Source organism: Cupriavidus sp. 2SB, assembly GCF_005503625.1.
Lineage (GTDB): Bacteria > Pseudomonadota > Gammaproteobacteria > Burkholderiales > Burkholderiaceae > Cupriavidus.
Genome location: NZ_SCMX01000058.1, coordinates 26,784 through 43,952 on the forward strand (window position 1 = coordinate 26,784; position 17,169 = coordinate 43,952).

A 17,169-nucleotide genomic window follows, 5' to 3' on the forward strand; every position below is an offset into this window, starting at 1 on the left:
GTTTGTAGAGAGTCTAAGGACGACCTGTCAAAGATGAAAATGATAAATAAAGCTACTTATTATCGATGCCATCGATGATAAGATGGCCAGACGCTTTATGGACTCGCCCATGGAACTCCGGCATCTGCGATATTTCGAAGCCCTAGCGGAAACCCTTAACTTCACTCGTGCAGCAGAGCGGATGCACGTGACGCAGTCAACGCTGTCTCATCAAATCAGGCAGCTTGAGGATGAGGCGGGACAACTTTTGTTCAATCGAGTTGGCAAACGGATCTCGATGACTGATGCTGGCGAGGTCTTGCTGGCGGAAATCACCCCCGCGCTGCGGCAGATCGACCGCGCGATTCGTGCCGTGCGGGAGGACGAACAACCACTTGCCGGTGAAGTTTGCGTTGGCACCACGCAAAGTTTCAGCGTGCAACTGATACCGCAATGCCTCTCAACGTTTCTGTCGCTTCACCCGTCGGTACGCGTCGTCGTCGAAGAACTAAGTGCCGACGAGATAGCCGCACGCATCGCAGAGCAATCGCTCGACCTCGCTGTTTCATACCAGCCAGATCACGCGGATTCGCTCTTCTTCGAACCCCTCTTTAGTGAAGAACTCCGCCTGGTCGTCGGCGGTGCCCATGCCATGGCGGCCCGTAAACGTGCGCGAATGGCTGAGTTGCACGGCATGCGCATGGCGCTCCTCTCCCGGCGCTTTGCCACACGGCGATTGCTCGATGATTGCTTTCGTGCGGCGGAAGCGGAGCCCCAAATTGTCGCCGAGTTAAATTCGGTCGCGCCGATGCTTGAGCTTGCCCGTCGGACCGACATCGCGACCATCGTCGGTAGCGGCGCCCAACCGCCCGATCTAGGGCTGAAGTTCATCCCGCTTGAGAATCCGACACCACTTCGCACACCGGGACTACTCTGGAAGCGGGGTGCATCGCGGGAAAAAGCAGTCAGTGCCTTCGCGGCCACCGTGCGTCGTATCGTAGGTGCGCTGAATCAGGATCTGTAGTTCGGGATGCAGACGTCCGAGAACGATTCCGCGCGCTTAGTGCAGTCCTCGATCCCAGAACGAACACGGGTATTCATGCTCACCACAACCTGTTCCTATGCATAGCCAATTCAACTGTGGCTATCGACGAAGGCTGCGATCGGATGGACACCAGTTTGGGCGGCATGGAAGCCGGCGCAGGCAAAATCTTACTGGAGGTGTTCATCGCCCCGGCTGACAAGCTAGGGGGGACACATGGTACCGACCTATACGCGCTCAAAGACGCGGCCGATGACGTGGTTCGCCCGCTTCAGGATCGATCTGTTCGCGTAGATCGTGAGACCTTGGCTCTTGGTTACGCCGATGTGTAGTCCAGCGCGAAGATCTCTGCTAGCACCTCGAACTCGTCTCTACGCGGTTACGTGTCATCCGACATCCACCAATCTTTCCTGCAAGGGCTGCGATCACATCGTGCAGGCGCCCGCACGCCGCCATTCCATTGATAGAGTCATCCGCGGCTCGAGATTGCTCGCCAACGTGCTGGTCTCGAAGTTCCGCGCCCACCAGTTGCTGTATCGTCTGCGCGTTCGCGGGGGGTCTAAGGGAGCGACCTGCCCGAATCCACGCTGGATGACTGAGTCGGCGGCTGCTCGGCATTGCTCGACCCGCTATCTTGACAAGCGGCAAAGAAAATAAACGCACTCCTGGACGCGCCGACGAGCCACACGCCCGTCGCCTCTGCGAGAAAGTCATTTGTCACAGGAAGTCCGCGTCACAGGCGGATCGTCGATCGGTTACGCTGCAAGAGTTCATGCTGAACTGCGGAACGAATTACCGTGGAAGGCACGCTTCTCTGGTGCTCGCGCTTGAGGCGTCCCGGCGTTGTTCCAAGTTCTCGTTTGAACACGCGGTTGAAAGTTCGCTCCGATTTATAGCCGATGCTATGCGCAATCGCGTGCAGGGAGAGCTCACTTCGTTGCAGCAGCAGGACCGCCTTAAACATCCGCCATCGTATCAGATACTCGTATGGCGTCAGGCCAGCCTTTTCCTTGAAGCGTACAGCGAAGGCCGAACGTGACATCCCTGATACCTGCGCCAACAACTCGAGGGTCCAGTCTCGACCGAGATCAGAATGCATGGCGCGGGCCGCATGCTTCAAATGCGGATCGACTGTGATGGCGAGCCATCCCGTTTGTGGTAGCGACTGCTGGTCGCAATACGCACGCACCACATGGATGAACAGCAGCTCGAAAAGCCTGCTTATCATCGCTTCAGACCCAATCTCAGTTCGGACGGTTTCGCGCAATAGCAGGCCAAGCAGTTTGGCCACCGTGAGACTGGCATCTCTTCCCCCGTCAAGCACCAAAACGGACGGCAAGACAGACAGTAACGGGACTGCTTCGTGCGCGTCGATCTCGAAGCAACCACAGACAAAGTGGCAGGACGCGCCTTCCCCACCAATCACCAAGTCTTCGCCGGACCGGTGGGGCAACATGGACGAGCAATCAAGCAGCGCGGAGCCTGGCTGATCGTAGGTATCGTACGGCGTATCGTCGAGGGCAATGAAGACATCGCCAGTACGCAGGCAAAGAGGAGAAGGCGTAGCACTCGTAGCGACGACGCACGAACCCTCAACAAGTACGGCGAACTTGATCGTCCCTTTCGACCCTGATCGAACTCCCCAGGGCGCCCTGGCTTGAACCCGCGTCAAGATTGCGCTTCGCACACGCATCGCTGAACAGATTTCCGATAAGGGGTCCATTCGTCGCCTCATCTCGCACAGGTTTGTACGCTCGAACAAAGAAAATCGACGCTCCTCACTGGAACGCTCACCTCATTCTATCGGAACATCCATCTACCGGAGCGCCCCCGTCGAGAGGGCCAAAGTCAAGATTTGGAGATCGAAAGGTGATGCGTGAAATGATGGAACGGTGGGTCGCTCAACGACCGACCATTGAAGATATGAGCATTGAGCGTGCCGTGCGACCCACGGCGGGGCCAGGAGAGGTATTGGTGCGGTGCAGCGCAGTGTCGCTGAACTATCGGGACCTCGCCATGCTAGAGGGCAAATTTGGCGCATGGACGGGCCACCATTATCCAGGCTCAGAGCTAGCCGGAGAGGTGGTTGAATTAGGGGCGGGGGTTACCCGTGTCGGACTTGGCGACAGGGTCATCAGTGTCGATATACACCATTGGATTGATGGACCTGCGCCAGAGGCGCATACGAATACAACGCCTCTATCAGGAGCTCTAGCCGAGTATGTAGTACTTCCCGAAGAGCAATTGGTCCAGGCGCCCAAAACGCTGGACTTGCCGTCGGCAAGCACACTTTCTGTTGCCGGCCTGACTGCTTGGTTCGCGCTTGTTGAACTGGGAAAAATGCGAGCCGGCCAGACTGTGGTAGTACATGGGACCGGAGGCGTCTCCCTCTTCGCCATTCAATTTGCGGTCGCGCAGGGAGCTTCGGTCATCGTCGTCTCTCGCTCCAATGACAAGCTTTCCAAGGCAAGATTTCTCGGCGCAGACCACGGAATCAACCGCACTGAACACGAGAATTGGGACGCAGAGGTGCTCGCGGTGACTGAGGGGCGAGGTGCGGATCACGTCCTTGAAATGGCCGGGGGCGACATTACGCGATCGCTGAACGCCATTCGCCTCGGCGGAAGAATCTCGGTCATCGGCCTGTTGGATGATGCAGAGCTCCGTGCTCCCCTTCCTTTGATCATGTTCAAGCGAGCACAACTCATCGGACTAGGCGTAGGGCACCGCCGTGCGCTGGAAGACATGGTCTCCGCGGTAGACCAGATCAAGCTTACCCCGGTTGTGGAATCGGTCTATCCATTCGCTCGGGCAAACGAAGCCTTTGCCCATCTCAAGCGCGGCGCTTTCGGCAAGGTTGTAGTTCGGATTTTGCCTCCCGATGGCGCTCGCTCGAGCCTGAACCCTGCACTGCCTAATGCAAGAGACCGTTCGCACTCTTCCTACAACGACCGAACAATCTGAGCGTGTCCTACCGAGTAAGGAAGCGGACATGTCGCGAATCAGCGCACTACTGCAAAGCTTGGCAGCTACCCCCGCAATCAATGGACTGCAGCAAAAAACATGGGCCGACGACCGAAGCACCAATACCAGCCTCGCCACGACGGTCCATCACGAGCAGTTTGCCTCTGCCTAATCGGGCCAATTCTGGACGAAGATGCCGCTTTCTAAGACGCTTGATGTCGCAGGGGGAGGGAAAGATCGTCGCAATGGGAAGAGGGATAACGGATTTTCAGCCTGGCCCGCGGGTCGCTTTGGCGTATGCCCCGGGGGGGTACGTCACTTGGTGTTACCTGCCGCGTCCTTGGCGAGGCTACCGGAGTCCATTGATGACAAGACGGCGGCATCGATGGCTCCGAGGACAATGGCAGCTACTTCGCAACCGCTGTCTACCCCGTTAGGCCTGGCGATGTCGCTTCGGTTCATGCAGTCTCTAAAGGTGTTGGACTGCTGCTGACACAAATCAGCAGCATTATCGGCGGCCACGTCTTTGAGCGTGTGTCATCACCCCGCAAGGTTGGGCCGCACAGGGTGCAGGAGCGGATCATTTCCTCCTCAACACCGCAGGGAAATTTTCCGATGAAGCGTTCCGCCCCAGCTTTTCACTCTGATTTTGTTAACTTCAAAGGATGCAAAAATGAGCTTCGTTAAAACCAAAGATGGCGTTGATATCTTTTTCAAAGACTGGGGTCCTAAAAACGCGACACCGATCTTCTTTCACCACGGTTGGCCGCTGAGCTCGGATGACTGGGACACTCAGATGCTCTTCTTCCTGGAGAAGGGATTTCGCGTCATCGCGAATGACCGGCGAGGACACGGCCGCTCAGCGCAGGTGAGCGATGGACACGATATGGACCACTACGCTGCGGACGCGTCCGCGGTAGTCGAACATCTTAACCTCCAGAACGTCATTCACATCGGCCATTCCACAGGCGGTGGACAAGTGGCACGCTATATCGCCAAATACGGACAGCCACAGGGTCGAGTAGCCAAAGCCATACTCGTCAGCTCGGTGCCTCCACTGATGGTCAAAACCGAGAAAAACCCGACAGGGACCCCGATCGAGGTCTTCGACCAGTATCGCGCTGCATTGGCCGCCAATCGAGCCCAGTTCTACATCGACGTCGCGAGTGGCCCGTTCTATGGCTTCAACCGACCGGGAGCTACAGTCTCCCAAGGCGTCATTGAAAACTGGTGGCGCCAGGGAATGATGGGGAGCGCCAAAGCGCATTACGAAGGCATCAAAGCCTTCTCAGAAACCGATCAAACGGAAGACCTGAAGGCAATCACCGTACCCACGCTGGTGCTTCAAGGCGATGACGATCAAGTCGTACCGTATGAAGACGCCAGCCTTCTCCAAGGCAAGCTTCTGCGCAATGGGACACTTAAGATCTATAAAGGATATCCACATGGCATGCTGACGACGCACGCCGACGTTATCAACGCTGACATTCTGGAATTCATTGAAAGTTAAGCAGCCTTTCGTGATCACCGGACCCGCGCGGCGCGACGATCAAAGAACATCGTCGCGTCGTGTGACTTGCTATATTCCGGCTCAATAGTGAAGATTATAGAATAATAAACTTCGATATAGCATCCTGAAAATAATAATCAGAATATCATTTGTACAAAATCTTTTTATCCAATTGAAAGACTATATATTCAGGCTTGTTCATTTTTTATTACAGCGGTGACGAGACCCATGACTTTCCCGTTTTATACGATCGGTCATTCCAATCTTCCTGTGAGAGCCTTCATCGATACGCTGCTTGATGCGGAGATCAGCATAGTCGTCGATGTGAGGAAGATTCCCCAATCCTTGGCCAACCCGCAGTTCAACGAAGAGTCACTTTCCGAAGCTCTTGAAACGTATGGAATATCGTACGAACATCTACCGGCGCTTGGCGGGCTTCGCGGCAAACAAAGGCTCGTTGCGCCAAATATCAATGCCTATTGGCAAAACCGTAGCTCCGCAACTATGCCGACTATGCGCTATCCGAAAGCTTCAGTACGGGAATACAACGGCTAATTGATCTCGGACGCGGCGGCAGATGTGCCGTCATGTGCTCCGAAGCGGTTTGGTGGCGCTGCCACCGGCGGATCGTGGCTGACTACTTGATATCCCGCGGGGAAACCGTCGTGCATATCATGGCACGGCACCGAAAGGAGCCTGCACATCTCAACGAAGCGGCATCCGTCCGTAGCGATGGAACGATAACGTACTCTGTCCCAGATAGGTGCGCGGACAGATGAGGACGATACCCGAGGCTTTCGATCTTCGCCCCCACCTCACTCCGGCTTTAGAACGCGCTGCGTACAGTGCCGCCGTCTACGCGCAGAGTTGCCCCACTCACATAGTCGGCCAATGGACTTGCTAGATAAGCCACAGCTGCGGCCACTTCCTCTGGGCGCCCCAACCGCCCTACGTCATTGGGAACCAAGTCTCGCACGCAGCCGTCCTCAATCTCTTTCCAGGTGGATCCCCAGCCGTTCGTCTGCGCAAGCTTTTTGAGGAATTCACGGACCGAAGGAACAAGAATCGCACCAGGCGCTACGACGTTGGACGTTACGCCACTACCTTTGAGCTCACGCGCGAGAGATACCGCGAGGTTGTGACGGGCGGCAAGAGTCGCTTTGTATTGAGGCATGGGGGCAATTGGCTGCGATGCCAATCCGCCGCCCACTTGGATGACTCTTCCCCACCCGCGCTCCCGCATCACTGGGACCAGATGTTGGACCATACGTACGGCGGACACGACGTTGGTCTCATAAGCTGCCACCCACTCTTCCGGAGTCGCCGACGTCCAGTCGAAATGATGGTAAAAGTCTGCATTGTTCACCAGTATGTCAACGACTCCACCTGCAAGCGCGGACGAGGCAACTTCCTGAGCTCCTTGGTCATTTGCGAGATCGCCCAACACAGATACCGCTACACCGCCGGCAGCCCTGATTGAGTTGACCACGACTGCAGCACGTAGACTGTCTCGACCGTGCACGACAACGTGCACACCCTCTGTCGCCAGAAACTTTGCAATTGCTTCACCGATACCATTTGTAGCACCGGTAACTAGTGCCTTCTTTCCATGCAATTGTAAGTTCATATACCGAGATTGAATCTAAAGAACGTAAGCCAGCGACAAACCTGATTTATGCAGTCGTATCAACAAGATTTTTGGTATAAGCGCCGCTCGTGACCGCGATCACCTCCGCGAGCTTCGCGACCGCCTGTTGCAGCTGAACGGAGGTTTGGGTCATACCCGCCTGAAGAGACGCCACGCTGCTCATGGCATTTGGGTCCTTGGATGCACGAGCTTGCAATTTCTGAAGCTGCTGCATCTGCGTTTGCAATTGATCCTGAAGGGCTTTGATCTGGTCCTTTAATGCCTTGATGATCGGCGACTCCTGTTTCGAGTCATCATCGTTCTTCTCTGCAGCCACTTTATTCTGTGTCCAGCCGCTAAGGGAGACTTTGATATTCTCCTGAGTAACCGACCCGGCTTCTTGCCTACCGGAAGTACCGCTTGAATCAGCAGTTGTGACAACCGCCGATTCTTCGAAAACTTCATACCCCGCGGCTACTACGTTATTCATCGATGACACATTCACGACCCACTCCTTATTATTCGATTAATCGTTTTACACAGAAATGAAGACAGCCGCCAAAGTTATCGGCATGCCGCAAAAGCGATCATTCTTTGCGAATAGCTCTAATTATCGAAGTACGTGCTTTGAGCGACTTCTCGATAAGCGTCGTACTCCGCTTTCTGTGCGGATTCCTTCGCCATAATGGCATCCCAACTATCGGTACCGAGGATGAGCCGCCGAGGCAAACTTCCAGAGTTGACGAGCTGCACAATGATGTCTGCCATTCGCTTTGGATCGCCTGGCGCCAAAGTGCCGGTCTCGTCCGCAAGGAACATATCCATGAGCGCGTGGACGGTGCTCTCATACCCGGGAATACGCGGACTGCGCAGATTACGTTCCACGATCCCCGTTCGGAATCCGCCCGGCTCGATAGCCATCACCTTAATACCGAGTGGACCAACCTCGTCATGCAGGGATTCCGAAAGCCCTTCTAGCGCGAACTTCGATGCTGAGTAATATCCAAAAGCAGGGAAAGCCACGACGCCCGCAACGGAAGATACATTGACAATAATGCCGCGGCCCCGCTTGCGCATAGCTGGCAATGCGGCGCGAATTGTCGATGCGACGCCGAAAAAATTAGTCTCGAAGAGCTTGCGGATATTCTCGTCTTGGCCTTCTTCGACAGCCGCCATATACCCGATTCCCGCGTTGTTCACCAGGATATCGATGCCACCTGACCACGCTTCCGCCGCCGCAATGGCCTGACCGATCTCTTCCGGCTTCGTTAGATCCATGGCGAGCGGCAGTACGGCGTCGGGATATGCCGATCTCAAAGTGCAGAGGCGAGACTTGTCTCTTGCGGTGGCCGCTACTCTGTGTCCGGCCGCGAGGGCGGACAAGGCGAGAGCCTCTCCAAAACCACTCGATGCCCCGGTGATGAACCACGTTTGTACGCTCATATCAGTGTCCCTAACAATGTGAAGGCGCGAGGCCGTCAGGTAATGTCGTTAGGGTAGCGGGATCTACTGGATGAGGAGTGCGTACTTTTTGCTCTTGCGTACAGATCTTGAGCTACGGCGATGAGAGCGAATCTTCGTCGGACTGCTGCCGTCTGTACTTGCCGGGAGTAACCCCAATCTGTTTGACGAAACTACGGTTAAATGCGGCCTCAGACTTATAACCGACCGCGCGTGCAATCTGTCCGAGAGACTGATTTCCCGCGCGCATGAGGCGTGCGGCCTTGTGCATACGCCACCGTGTCAAATAGTCGAGTGGTGTCTGCTTCGCTCGTTCGCGAAATCGTGTGGCGAAGCTCGTTCGAGACATGCCGGCCTCCTGGGCCATCATCTCAAGCGTCCAGTCTCGCCCCAAATCCTGATGCATTGCATATCCGGCCTTGCTGAGCTGAGGGTCCGCCATTACGCCCAGCCAGCCATTCGCAGACGGCGCCTCCTGTACGCAGTAGTGCCGGACCGTGTGGATAAAGAGTATTTCGAAGAGCCTCGCGATAATCGCCGCAGCGCCCACTTCACGCGTTGCAGACTCGCGCCCGAGCATCTCAAGAATCGCCTCGAAGGCCTCGTTTGCTTCCCGACCTGCGCGCATGTAAAGAAGAGAGGGCAAGTATTCAAGTAGCGGAAGCGAGTCCACTGAATCCAATTCGAAGACTCCGCTCAAGAAAGTCGTTTTGGGGCCCTCTCCGCCTATCTCGATCGTATTCGATTCAATTTTTGAAAGGAGCGCCTTACAGTCAACGAGAGTTGCCCCCTCTGCATCATAAATTTCATAGGGGAGCGCTTCCAACTCGATGAACGCGTCTCCGGCTGTCAGAAAGGTTGGCTTTCCACCCTGAGATCTAAGCGTGCAGCTTCCGCCTAGGACAAGGACAAATTTGAAGCCAGACTCACCGTCGGATTTGATCCCCCACGGCGTCGAGGCCTCGACGCGCGTGAACAGAGCATCCTTGACTCTAATGGATGTACAAATCTCTGAGAGCGGATCCACTCGATTACTCCTTAGGGGTTCAAAAATGCCCGGGGCATCACTCATTGACATAACAGGGATACGCCGCTTTCTGTGTACTCGACCACTCCAGATCCACGTCGATGACCACCAGAGAGTCCGTACTACTCGTTCTCGAAATCAGGAGTCCATCCGGCGTGCTCGCCAGACCTGTCCCACCGAACATTAATCCGCCAGGAGTGTGACCTGCTCGATTTGAGCTGACCACGTACGCGCCAGATACGATTGCGGCCATCATGGTGGCTGTCTGCCAGGCCTCTACTCCTTTGCCAGAAGCTCGCGGCACAACAATGAGGTCAGCGCCTTGCCTGCCATAATGCCGCGCATTCTCATTGAAAAAAAGCTCCGTGCATAACAAGACGCCAACCCTCAGCTGACCTACTTGGATGCACTCAAACCGGTCTCTGTCGCGTGCAAACCACGCTTCCTCGTACCAGCCCTCTTCTTGCGGAAAGTATTGCTTGCGATGAATTGGGCGGACGACGCCGCCCTCCACAACAAAGGCTTCGTTGGTCAGCCGCTCGCCTACAAAAATCGGGCGCGAAGAAATGACTGCACCGACTTCGAGGCGACTTAACGCGGACAGCGCCTCATGATGCAAGTCGACACTGCGACGGGCGGCATCCTTGTCAAAGCTCTGTGACTCGGCTAGCCACGGCCCGAAGGGCATTTCGTTGGTGACAAGGATATCTGCGTGAGAAAGAGCCACGGTCCGGCGAATCGTCTCCCACGCTGCTCCATCCGGCAGGAGCCCCTCGGGCCACTCAACAAAGGCAACACGTGATACGGTCATTTAAGTTCTTTCTGATCTGCGTGAGTATCTACGCTCGTGACCGCTTATCAGCGCGGGGAGAGGTCGAAGCCGGCGATCATACTCGCTGCGACAGAAACAGGTAATAGTCATAGGCATCGCAGCCATCGGCTCGGGTGCGGCGCTTCCGCGCGCGTTCGGAGTACGCGTAGGCAAGCATACAACTATCGCGAGATGTGGAGAGTCACACGCTTCTCGTACCTGGTGTAGACGCCCGTAGCGGACCCGACGGGAAGTCGGAGCTCATCAAGTCCAGGCAAAATCCCCAAATAAGTCTGGTTCGCCGGCAACTGCCGCCTCGGGCGATGCAGTGATTCATGGCATCTCATTGCTAATGGCAGGAATCAACCGAAACCTCACGCGAACCGGTTAGATGAGCTGTCCAACAAAAACTGCTTCGGCCAATTGACTTACTGCCTGGCCGGCAGGCGGTCGCTTGCCGGCTGCATTTTCGTGGATAAACGTCTGCTCGAAGGCTAAACCTACCTTGACTCAAGCCTTTGGCGACTGGTCAACAACTGGGCGCCGTTCCCCAACCAAAATCTGGCAACTACTAGCCACTCCCGAAGGCGGCGCAGAGGCGGCACGTTGCATGCGCTCCACCCTGCATCTGTACTCGGTTAGGGGCGGCCAGAACGACCGCCCCGTCCTCAGCCCCACACCAAGCATTCGAACCTTCCCCAAACCGCACGCTCGGGCGGACATCTGGAGACTTCCGGCCTACGATGAACAAAGCCCACACAAGCGCAGGAACTTCCCTACATGTCACGAATATTGTATGAGACCGGACTCTTCGCGTTAATGTCGCGCTTAAATTCACTGTATGAGAGGGACGATTCCAATTTTTTCCGCAAGCATGCGCTCGTACACCCCGAAGTGAAGGTCGACTTCAGCCTGGCTAACAACGGTCATCTCTATACTAATCTGGTCCATTTTTAGCCCAAATATTGTGGCCAGTGCCAGTTCCAGATGCGGGACGACATCCTTATCCTTTGGAAAAGTCGTGCCTATATTTATTGAGTACGAATTCGAGCGATCCGCAACAACTTCCAGCACGCGGGCGGCGGCGCTCATGTTGTGCTCGACGCCAATGCGGGCGAGCTCAGCGATGCTGCGCATTTTTTCAGTCGGAAACCCACGAACACACCGAAGTCGGATGCGGTGAGGACCTAACGTGATCCAGTCTGTATCGAACTCCATAGTCGCCTCTTTTCTTGGGCTTGCTTCTGGAAGCCACCGCTTTGCCGGGAGATTGAGAAGGGTCTCCCGGCCTCCCATGGCACCTACGAAATTTTGATTTCAATGCGTCTTGGACGCGCCTCGTCACGGCGTGGGATGATGAGTTTCAGGACACCGTCCTCTAACTGGGCTTCGATTTGTGTGGGGTCTAGATCGGCACTGATGACAAACGACCGCGCAAAATGAGGCTGGCGAATCTCGGCGTGCTGAACCCGCAGATCCGCCGGCATCGGCACGACGGCCTCTGCTTCCATATGCAAAGTCCCGTCGTTGACATTTACCTGAAGCTTTTCACGGCTTACTCCAGGAAGGTCGGCCCACAGCGTCACGCCATTCTTGTCTTCCACGATGTCAACTGCGGGGACCAAGGTCATTGTGCGGGTGGCCTCGTTCTCATGGCGTTGGGCCATGGGACCATCATTGCGGTGCGCGACTTGGGTGGTGTCGTTCATGGCAGGCTCCTTCACTTATTTGACCGTAATCGCTCTCGGCTTGGACGCCTCCCGCCTACCTACACTGACTGAGAGGCAACCGTTGGCATATTTGGCCTGAACCTTGTCAGGGTCAGCGCCTTCCGGGAGCTCAATGACTCTTCTGAAAGAGCCGATAAAGCGCTCCTGCGCATAGCGTCTTGCCTCCGGCATGTCTTCTTGCCAAACCGCATGTCGTTCGCCGCTGATGGTCAACAGCCCACGGTCTATAGCAACTTCGAGATTCTCCTGCTTGATACCCGGTGCAAACGCAACGATCTCGATTGATTCGTCAGTGGCACCAACATTAATTGGAGGGAATGCGCCGAAGCGTCCGGCGCGGATGCTGGAAGGAAATCCTCCAAACAGGCCCGTCATCTGCTTTTGCAGTCGTTCGAGGTCACTGAAGAGGTCGGTCCCGAAGAATGCGTCAGCCATGGTCGTATCCTCCTGAAAAGCGCAGTGAGGAGTGAGGGGCATTACGCGCTCCCATTCACCTGCCTCCCTGACGGCAAACAAATAGAAACACGCAGCGCGACGTCGCGACTGCCTGAGCGGAAGTAAAAATAGCAACAGAACAGCGGCTTTTCAAGAGGACGATTAAGCACATAAGACCGGATCTGCAGAAGATCACTTGGCGCGCTGAGTATTTGGAGGGTCTCGCTAAGTTTGCGTATGCATGAAATCCCAGAGGGGTCGAAAGTCGCCCCTTAACAGGCAATTTCCTGGCAAGGTGGAAGTCCTGGCAAAGGACGTCCTGCCTCGCTACGATGAAAGGACCTGAATTGCTCCCTGCTTGCCATGCACATAGTTCTGCTGCGCCGCGGCAGCCGCGCCCTGATCCTGCCCCGCGGTAAGGACCTGATCGACTGCCCGCTGCTGGTTCGCCATTGGCTGGGCGCGCCTTACACGGTCTGTGCTACCGAGCTGACCAGGGACACGCCGTTACCTGGGATAGCCCCCCCTGTGGTGCTCGCAGAGGTTCTGCAGAAAGGCTTCTGCGCGCTTGATGTGTATGGCGTGGTGCACGGGTTCGAATCGCCCTTGCAGTCAGATTTCACCGCCGATATTGCCCGGGATGCGGACACTAGTGCTACCGATCTGTTACGCGGCGCGGGGGCTTCGACCGAAATCCGCGTGGTTAAACCAGAGTAAGACTCCGCGTTTGCCCTTATGCTCAAGCCGAAAAGACGTCGCTGCAGACCGCTCGCTGCCAATTTGCTCTGATATTGGTCATCCTGTTCTACGCCGCCGCATGGCGACTATGAGTCGCTTAGACGGCCGCTCAAGGCGGGCCCCTGTTGGCAACGGTCAGTTCAACATCTGCTCCGTCACCTGATACAGCGACACGAACAGGTTGGTCTGCAGATCCATACCTCAGCGCATTAATCACCAGGTTGGATAAGAGTTGTTGAACACGACGGTCATCCCAAACGCCCACCAGATTGCCAGTCATTTCCAGCTCAATCCGATGGTCCGGATACGCACCTCGCAGTTGGTCAATGCCGTCGCCGATCACACGGGTCAGGTCAGTGTCTTCCGGTGTGATGTCATCGATACCCAAGCCAAGCTTTGCCCGATTAAAGTCGTTCAAATCATTGATAAGGGCATTCATGCTGGCACTGCTTCGTTCGAGCGGGTCGGCAGCCTCGGATACCTCTGCCCCAGCGTCCAACATTGTGAGGTATGTGGCTGTCATCTGAATGGTATGCAGAGGGCCACGCAGGTCGTGGCCCAACATTCCGAGCAGCAGGTTGCGAGATTCCTCTAACTCGGCCTCGAGGAACTCGACCGATTCTGCCACCGCCTGATCAATCGCTTCGTTGAAGCGCATCAGATCGACCAGGTCCGCCGCGATCAGTTGGAAGTCGTCTATCCAGCGACGCAGCACACTTGCGCGTAGCGCCCGGTATTCCGCCACCATCTGATTGATGTTGGAACCCCGGCGTGCACACATGAGGGCGTGCGTTTGGGCCGCTGTCTCCCGCGCCTCAGGCGGCGAGGGACCGCGCCCGAGAGACTTTTCACGCTGTTCATGAGACTTTACGTGCACGCGAAGCGCGACTGGGGCAAGGCGTCCGGGCCAAATAGCACTCTTTATCGTCGGAGCGGACCTTTGCCGTCGCCCGGCACTCTGAGGACTCTCGTGCTACTGCCCCGCCGGCTGACGTCCCCAGACACCCTCCATGAATATTTTGCTCGTCCGAACGGCGACAAAGCGCTATCCCTCCCTGCTGCCCTGACCCCTCAGGATTGCCCAGTCGCTGCAACTCGGTGGCTAGGCGCTCCGGTATCCCAAGAACTCACCGAACTGAACACTCATACAGCGATGCCAGGTATTGATCCGCAGGGCGTGCTTGACGAGATTTTGAGAGCCGGTTTCTGCGCAATTGATGCCGCCGGCATACTACGGGCGGCTTTCTGGAAGCGATCAAGCATGGTGAACTTCGGCGCATGCAAACGAGCTTGGTAAGTTGCAACCCAACGGAGTCGGCTGCTTTGGACTGAAACTCGTGTGAAACTCAGCAGGTCCCGCGAATGGCGCGATAAAAGCGGCGCCAGCTTGCTCCGCAAACGCAGCCCAGCCTGTGCCATCGGGCGAAAAGAGCTTTCGCAGTTGACAATTACCACCCTTTCGGTCTGGGGGCAGAGCGGAGATCGCACGCGGTGCTTAACTTGGAAGATAACGACCCATCTTGGGTCAGACCGGTCCGTCCGCTCCACTGAAACTCGATGTGGCGGCAGAAGGGTCGGGTAGCGCCGACCGGCTCCTTTCCCTCGGCCGTCCGGAATCAGCGCTTTGACGCGTTTCGTCCGGACGGTCATGCGCTCCCGGGCGCGACATAACCGTCGCGACCGGGGCGCCGACGGGTAGGCGCAGAAGCCACGTTCAATATGCCCAATTTGTCGGTACATACCGAAAGGCGTTGCCATCGACCGCAATGCGGCCCAGTGACGGGAACGATAGATGGCTGGCCAGGAATAGCTCGCCGGTTTCTGCTGCTTCTTGCAGCAGGCGGACTCTGACTCGGGTTGCCTCTTCAGGTTCGTGATCGAATGCGTTCTCCCATTCGGGGCTTTCGACTCCCGCGGGAACTACGGCGTCCCCAGCGAACGTCAGCCGCTCACCGCCGGACGCCACGCGGACCACACTGTGGCCAGGCGTGTGGCCGCCCGTGAGTGTGACAACGACCCCCGGTGCAACTTGGTACTCCTTGTCGAACGGGCGCAACTCGCTCTTGTACGCGTCAAGAAAGTTGGTCGCACTTGTCCGGATAATGTCCTGAATCCCGTTAAACGTGTTGTGGGAAAAATCGGGGGACTCAAAGAACTCGACATCGGTGCGCGACACGTGGATCCGCAGGTCGGGACGCATCTGACTCCTCAATCGCTCGTCGAGCAGGCCGCCGATGTGGTCCATGTGAATGTGGGTGGCAATCACGTCGGTGATCGATCCAGGCGCGATACCGGCACACTTCAATCGGAGTGCCAATCGCCCGGTTCGCGTGGATTCCGGCATCTCCGATCCCATCCCGGCGTCGATCAGAATTGTCCTACCGCCACTGCGAACCACGACGACATTCAGCCCCCAATCGATCACGTCTGGCAGAAACCTGCCCCGCAGCGCAGCGTCTCGGATGGCCGGGTCGATGTTGGTACCCAGGACGTTTGCCGGAACGGGTATCGCACCGTCGCTGATTACCATTACCTCGATGTCGCCGATACGCGTCGCGTAGCGCGAAGGAACCACATCGTGCTCTGGGTAGAGTGATCCGTGGCATAGGCACATGTCCAACTCCTCATTCTGAGAAAATTGCATTGCCGGCGCACTTCGCGTAACGCGATACCTTCTCGCCGGGCCAGTCGTTGGTGGCGAGAGCAAGCTTACGCAGACGGGTCATTGCGCGGTAGCCACGCTGAGCAACACACTGTGGTGTGCGCAGGGAAACAGTTCAGGCCGTTGGTCCTGTCGCTAATCGGATACGAGAATTGCAGCGAGGGCCGGTGCTGCCAGCGCTGACCCATCCATTGGCATTAGTGACCCATTCCCTTGAATGACTGACATTCAGGTGGGTGGCGATTAGGTTTATCGCTACACGCGTATTTGAAAGCATCACAACAACGACATGCCTCGGAAAACCAGACTTTCAATGACCGATAAGCGATTGGGCGAGATGCGCTCGCATGCATCATTTACGTTGCTCACATTGTTGCGCTCGATACCCGCGTTGTGTCACACGCAGTGCTTTGGTGACGCCTTGCAGCTTTTTGAGAGATATTCCGAGGCCTCGGCACTGACCGTCTTATACAGTGACGCTCCAGTGGGACTAATTATCCGCAGCTCGATCGTCGACACAGTCTCACTGCCCTGTTACCGCAACTCAATTGCTCAAACGATCGGGCGTGAAAGCTGCCTTTGCTTCGTCTCAATTGCGCCGATCATAGTTGCTCACGATTCCTCCAAGCACGAAATCAGGCGGCTATTGTGGTCTCGCGGTACGGACTGCCTTTGCGCACCTCTTGTTGTGACCAAACGAAGCCGATACTTGGGAATGATCGAGCGAAGTGCGCTGGATGCAGCCCTCACTGAACTCGAAACCAGTCCACGAATGCGGTGCCTAGCCTCACACTAGCACTGCTGCGTACCGCTTATGCCAAAGAGATACGCGATGGATGTCCATACCAAAATTCTCGTCAGCAAATGCGGAGCGCCCATCCGAGTTCGCGAGCCGCACTTCGAATCGAAGGTAGTCAGGCTCCGGACTGGGCTCGCTGACCGCAGTGCGACCGAAAGCTCTGTTATGACCGTCAATAGAGGTAAGCTAGGTTGGGCCCGAATTCCAGATGGACCGACCTGGCTGGCCGACGAGCCCTGAAGCCGGGTGACAACAGTGCGCAGCGATCGCTGTGTGCGTGAGCACGAGATTCGATGGATGCGCGAGCACGGTAATTGATGGTCGGCTGCGGCACCGTCCATCACCAATGTTGCGTGCCGTCGGGCAACGCTGATGGACGTGGCG

At 56.4% G+C, this 17,169-nt stretch carries 15 protein-coding genes and 2 pseudogenes; 6 read left to right on the forward strand and 11 right to left on the reverse strand.

Translation table 11 applies throughout. The features are described 5' to 3' along the window. The first annotated feature begins 109 nt into the window (after positions 1 to 109). Together FFS21_RS23025 and FFS21_RS23030 are read left to right on the forward strand one after the other, a co-directional pair. A complete protein-coding gene (locus tag FFS21_RS23025; RefSeq protein WP_137927050.1) occupies positions 110 to 1,003 on the forward strand; it encodes a LysR substrate-binding domain-containing protein in 894 nt (297 codons plus the stop codon). Between the two features lie 8 nt (positions 1,004 to 1,011). Then, positions 1,012 to 1,350 (forward strand): annotated as a pseudogene (locus tag FFS21_RS23030) (hydroxymethylglutaryl-CoA lyase-like TIM-barrel protein); the annotation flags it as partial. Positions 1,351 to 1,754: 404 nt separating this feature from the next. On the opposite strand, the gene FFS21_RS23035 reads toward FFS21_RS23030, so the two are convergent. After that, positions 1,755 to 2,756: an AraC family transcriptional regulator gene (locus FFS21_RS23035; protein ID WP_349304721.1), complete on the reverse strand. Its 1,002-nt coding sequence runs from the start codon at positions 2,754 to 2,756 to the stop codon at positions 1,755 to 1,757. Between the two features lie 137 nt (positions 2,757 to 2,893). Here FFS21_RS23035 and FFS21_RS23040 point away from each other — a divergent pair, with 137 nt between their 5' ends. The 3 genes and pseudogenes from FFS21_RS23040 (at position 2,894) to FFS21_RS23050 (ending at position 6,274) form a co-directional block, all read left to right on the forward strand. After that, entirely contained in the window at positions 2,894 to 3,985 is a 1,092-nt protein-coding gene (locus tag FFS21_RS23040) for a zinc-dependent alcohol dehydrogenase family protein (protein ID WP_249359583.1), read from the forward strand. A gap of 673 nt (positions 3,986 to 4,658) precedes the next feature. Further along, positions 4,659 to 5,495 (forward strand): alpha/beta fold hydrolase, encoded by an 837-nt coding sequence (locus FFS21_RS23045; protein WP_137927053.1) that lies wholly within the window; start codon positions 4,659 to 4,661, stop codon positions 5,493 to 5,495. A 228-nt stretch (positions 5,496 to 5,723) separates the two neighbouring features. Next, a pseudogene (locus tag FFS21_RS23050) lies at positions 5,724 to 6,274 on the forward strand (DUF488 domain-containing protein). A gap of 47 nt (positions 6,275 to 6,321) precedes the next feature. Here the strand turns inward: FFS21_RS23050 and FFS21_RS23055 are convergent. From FFS21_RS23055 to FFS21_RS23090, 8 genes are all read right to left on the reverse strand, one after another. Further along, entirely contained in the window at positions 6,322 to 7,122 is an 801-nt protein-coding gene (locus FFS21_RS23055) for an SDR family NAD(P)-dependent oxidoreductase (protein WP_137927054.1), read from the reverse strand. 46 nt (positions 7,123 to 7,168) lie between these two features. Beyond that, complete coding sequence (locus tag FFS21_RS23060; protein WP_137927055.1) at positions 7,169 to 7,627, reverse strand: hypothetical protein; 459 nt, start codon at positions 7,625 to 7,627, stop codon at positions 7,169 to 7,171. A gap of 101 nt (positions 7,628 to 7,728) precedes the next feature. Then, positions 7,729 to 8,565: an oxidoreductase gene (locus FFS21_RS23065; protein WP_137927056.1), complete on the reverse strand. Its 837-nt coding sequence runs from the start codon at positions 8,563 to 8,565 to the stop codon at positions 7,729 to 7,731. A 112-nt stretch (positions 8,566 to 8,677) separates the two neighbouring features. Continuing rightward, positions 8,678 to 9,610 carry an AraC family transcriptional regulator gene (locus FFS21_RS23070; RefSeq protein ID WP_171020476.1) on the reverse strand — a complete coding sequence of 311 codons (933 nt, stop codon included), beginning with the start codon at positions 9,608 to 9,610 and terminating at the stop codon, positions 8,678 to 8,680. A gap of 37 nt (positions 9,611 to 9,647) precedes the next feature. After that, complete coding sequence (locus FFS21_RS23075) at positions 9,648 to 10,421, reverse strand: carbon-nitrogen hydrolase family protein (protein ID WP_137927058.1); 774 nt, start codon at positions 10,419 to 10,421, stop codon at positions 9,648 to 9,650. 834 nt (positions 10,422 to 11,255) lie between these two features. Next, positions 11,256 to 11,639, reverse strand: a complete 384-nt coding sequence (locus FFS21_RS23080) for a hypothetical protein (protein WP_137927059.1) — start codon at positions 11,637 to 11,639, stop codon at positions 11,256 to 11,258. 83 nt (positions 11,640 to 11,722) lie between these two features. Then, entirely contained in the window at positions 11,723 to 12,130 is a 408-nt protein-coding gene (locus tag FFS21_RS23085) for an Hsp20/alpha crystallin family protein (RefSeq protein WP_137927060.1), read from the reverse strand. A gap of 15 nt (positions 12,131 to 12,145) precedes the next feature. After that, on the reverse strand, positions 12,146 to 12,586 hold the full coding sequence (locus FFS21_RS23090; protein WP_137927061.1) for an Hsp20/alpha crystallin family protein: 441 nt from the start codon (positions 12,584 to 12,586) through the stop codon (positions 12,146 to 12,148). A gap of 363 nt (positions 12,587 to 12,949) precedes the next feature. Between FFS21_RS23090 and FFS21_RS23095 the strand changes: the two genes are divergently transcribed. Next, positions 12,950 to 13,303, forward strand: a complete 354-nt coding sequence (locus FFS21_RS23095; RefSeq protein WP_137927062.1) for a hypothetical protein — start codon at positions 12,950 to 12,952, stop codon at positions 13,301 to 13,303. Between the two features lie 130 nt (positions 13,304 to 13,433). On the opposite strand, the gene FFS21_RS23100 is transcribed toward FFS21_RS23095, so the two are convergent. Beyond that, a complete protein-coding gene (locus FFS21_RS23100) occupies positions 13,434 to 14,105 on the reverse strand; it encodes a histidine kinase dimerization/phospho-acceptor domain-containing protein (protein ID WP_137927063.1) in 672 nt (223 codons plus the stop codon). A gap of 933 nt (positions 14,106 to 15,038) precedes the next feature. Beyond that, positions 15,039 to 15,968 carry an MBL fold metallo-hydrolase gene (locus tag FFS21_RS23105; protein WP_249359585.1) on the reverse strand — a complete coding sequence of 310 codons (930 nt, stop codon included), beginning with the start codon at positions 15,966 to 15,968 and terminating at the stop codon, positions 15,039 to 15,041. Positions 15,969 to 17,169: the final 1,201 nt, after the last annotated feature.

Excerpts from the sequence above, each read along its gene's own strand:
- FFS21_RS23045 (WP_137927053.1), top strand. The coding sequence starts at position 4,659 with ATGAGCTTCGTTAAAACCAAAGATGGCGTTGATATCTTTTTCAAAGAC.
- FFS21_RS23085 (WP_137927060.1), bottom strand. The coding sequence starts at position 12,130 with ATGAACGACACCACCCAAGTCGCGCACCGCAATGATGGTCCCATGGCC.
- FFS21_RS23090 (WP_137927061.1), bottom strand. The coding sequence starts at position 12,586 with ATGGCTGACGCATTCTTCGGGACCGACCTCTTCAGTGACCTCGAACGA.
- FFS21_RS23105 (WP_249359585.1), bottom strand. The coding sequence starts at position 15,968 with ATGCAATTTTCTCAGAATGAGGAGTTGGACATGTGCCTATGCCACGGA.
- FFS21_RS23075 (WP_137927058.1), bottom strand. The coding sequence starts at position 10,421 with ATGACCGTATCACGTGTTGCCTTTGTTGAGTGGCCCGAGGGGCTCCTG.
- FFS21_RS23035 (WP_349304721.1), bottom strand. The coding sequence starts at position 2,756 with ATGAGGCGACGAATGGACCCCTTATCGGAAATCTGTTCAGCGATGCGT.
- FFS21_RS23100 (WP_137927063.1), bottom strand. The coding sequence starts at position 14,105 with ATGTGTGCACGCCGGGGTTCCAACATCAATCAGATGGTGGCGGAATAC.
- FFS21_RS23055 (WP_137927054.1), bottom strand. The coding sequence starts at position 7,122 with ATGAACTTACAATTGCATGGAAAGAAGGCACTAGTTACCGGTGCTACA.
- FFS21_RS23040 (WP_249359583.1), top strand. The coding sequence starts at position 2,894 with ATGCGTGAAATGATGGAACGGTGGGTCGCTCAACGACCGACCATTGAA.
- FFS21_RS23025 (WP_137927050.1), top strand. The coding sequence starts at position 110 with ATGGAACTCCGGCATCTGCGATATTTCGAAGCCCTAGCGGAAACCCTT.
- FFS21_RS23065 (WP_137927056.1), bottom strand. The coding sequence starts at position 8,565 with ATGAGCGTACAAACGTGGTTCATCACCGGGGCATCGAGTGGTTTTGGA.
- FFS21_RS23080 (WP_137927059.1), bottom strand. The coding sequence starts at position 11,639 with ATGGAGTTCGATACAGACTGGATCACGTTAGGTCCTCACCGCATCCGA.
- FFS21_RS23095 (WP_137927062.1), top strand. The coding sequence starts at position 12,950 with ATGCACATAGTTCTGCTGCGCCGCGGCAGCCGCGCCCTGATCCTGCCC.